Below are 1,817 nucleotides of genomic sequence, written 5' to 3'. Positions count from 1 at the left end.
TCCTCCCTCAATAAATTAATGTTTTCTTCGTTTTTCTCGCTCTATCACACTATTTCACTTTTGACGCACGAAGCACCCATGGATAATATTTGACGAAGAGTGAAAATATGGGTATTGATCTGTTGGCGGGAATAGAGGTGGTGGTCACCCCGTTTAAAAACCTATGGTCGCAAATGGATCTCCACATGTACCCTTGCGGTTAACCCTCCCATATCTCCCTGGGTCTATGCCCTTACATTCCTTCGTTCTACCTCTCAAGGGGTGGAGGCCAGGCAAGCTCCTTTACGGGGTCGTTGCCCTAATGGAATAAATTGCTCCCAGCCTATCCGTGCTTCGTTTGTCAAAGATCAACATGTGAATAAGCGTAGAAAAACGTTAGGTTGCTAAAGCTGTGAATAAATTAAGCTGTTGCTTGCAATTGAGCTTCCCGATAGGGGCCGAGCACCTTGCGGGCGTCGTATTCCTTTTGCTTGCTTCCAAGCTCAAATAAGACGCGAATCAGCTTGTTGCAGATGGCGATCATCGATTGCTTCTTCTTCAGCGGGTTATCCCTACGCGTGGTGAAGTAGAGATGCAGCGCACGGAACTCCGGGTTCTTAGCGACCATGGTAAGTGCCGCCCGAAACAGCAACGCTCGGAGACGACAGCGCCCACGTTTGCTGATCGTCGTCTGTCCTTTTCGCTCCCCAGAACTGTTTTCTCGTAGGCTAAGTCCCGCATGACGTACGATTTGCTGGCTGTGGTCATAATCGGACAAGTTCCCCACTTCAGCCAGAAACCCAGCCACGGTGATAAGTCCAATGCATGGGATGCTCATCATGTGTGATGCGCCGGGAATCTGTTTTACCAGTTCCTCCACAAGCTCCATCAGTTGTTCAATCTGCCTGCACAGCATGGCGTACTGCTCCAGATACATGGCTAGCTCATGCTTGGCTGCTGTAACGCCTTCCGTGAGGCCGATGGACTTCTGGGCTTTCCGGTACAGCAATTGTGCTCTTTTGGAGCCTACAGCTCGCTTCACGTCGTTCTTCTTCCACGTGGCCACGATCGATGTTTCACCGATGTTCACCACATCTTGTGGCAATGGAAAGTGCTGAAGGGTGATGAGCGAAGCCTTCCCTTCCCAGTCTTTAAAGACTTGCGTATATTCGGGAAAGAAGCGATCCAACCAATTATGGATTCTTCCTTTCACGCGGTTCAAATCCCCGCACAGACGGTCCCGCTGATTCATCAGCACGCGTAGGTCGGCGTAGACGCCTTCCGGAAGCTGCGGTTCCGTGTAGCGGCCGTCAATGACGAGTTTGCCGACGACTTTCGCATCTTTAATGTCGTTCTTAGTAGGAGAGTTGTCGTCGAGCTCTTTGCTTTTTTTCACATGATGTGGATTGACTAAGACCACCTGGACGCCACGTCCCTTCAGGAAGTGGAACATGGGAAACCAATAGTGACCGGTCGGCTCTACGCCTAGAATGACGTCACTCATGCCGTGCTCCTGCTTTAGGGACTCCGCCCACGCCAGAAGGTTCAGCAAACCTTGTTCATCGTTCTGGAACAAACACCGTTTGCCAAGTTCAATGCCTCGGTAATTAAAGGCTCGGGCAACGTGGTTGTGTTTGGCGATATCGGTTCCGATCACCAATGTGGTATCAGAAATTCGCTCAATACGTTGATTTTGTTTGCTAGATTGGTTAAGCTTCATAATGAGCGTCCTCCTCTTAATTAGGGCAGTGATTGTGTTCGCATTCGAGACCCAGCATACAGGAGGCGCTTTTCTTTTTGCAAACTGCGTTTTAATTCATTACAGGAATAGCTCCTTT

The 1,817-nt window shown here is 49.6% G+C and carries 1 protein-coding gene; it reads right to left on the bottom strand.

What is annotated here, in order from left to right; genetic code table 11:
- Positions 1-400: 400 nt before the first annotated feature.
- Positions 401-1,699 (bottom strand): IS110 family RNA-guided transposase, encoded by a 1,299-nt coding sequence (locus EFBL_RS03350; protein ID WP_096180728.1) that lies wholly within the window; start codon positions 1,697-1,699, stop codon positions 401-403.
- Positions 1,700-1,817 lie beyond the last annotated feature (118 nt).

This window comes from Effusibacillus lacus (assembly GCF_002335525.1).
In the GTDB taxonomy this organism is placed as follows: Bacteria; Bacillota; Bacilli; order Tumebacillales; family Effusibacillaceae; genus Effusibacillus; species Effusibacillus lacus.
This window is presented reverse-complemented; position numbering and strand designations above follow the sequence as displayed.

What these genes read in the sequence shown, in the direction of transcription:
- EFBL_RS03350 (WP_096180728.1), bottom strand. Translation starts at nt 1,699, where the DNA reads ATGAAGCTTAACCAATCTAGCAAACAAAATCAACGTATTGAGCGAATT.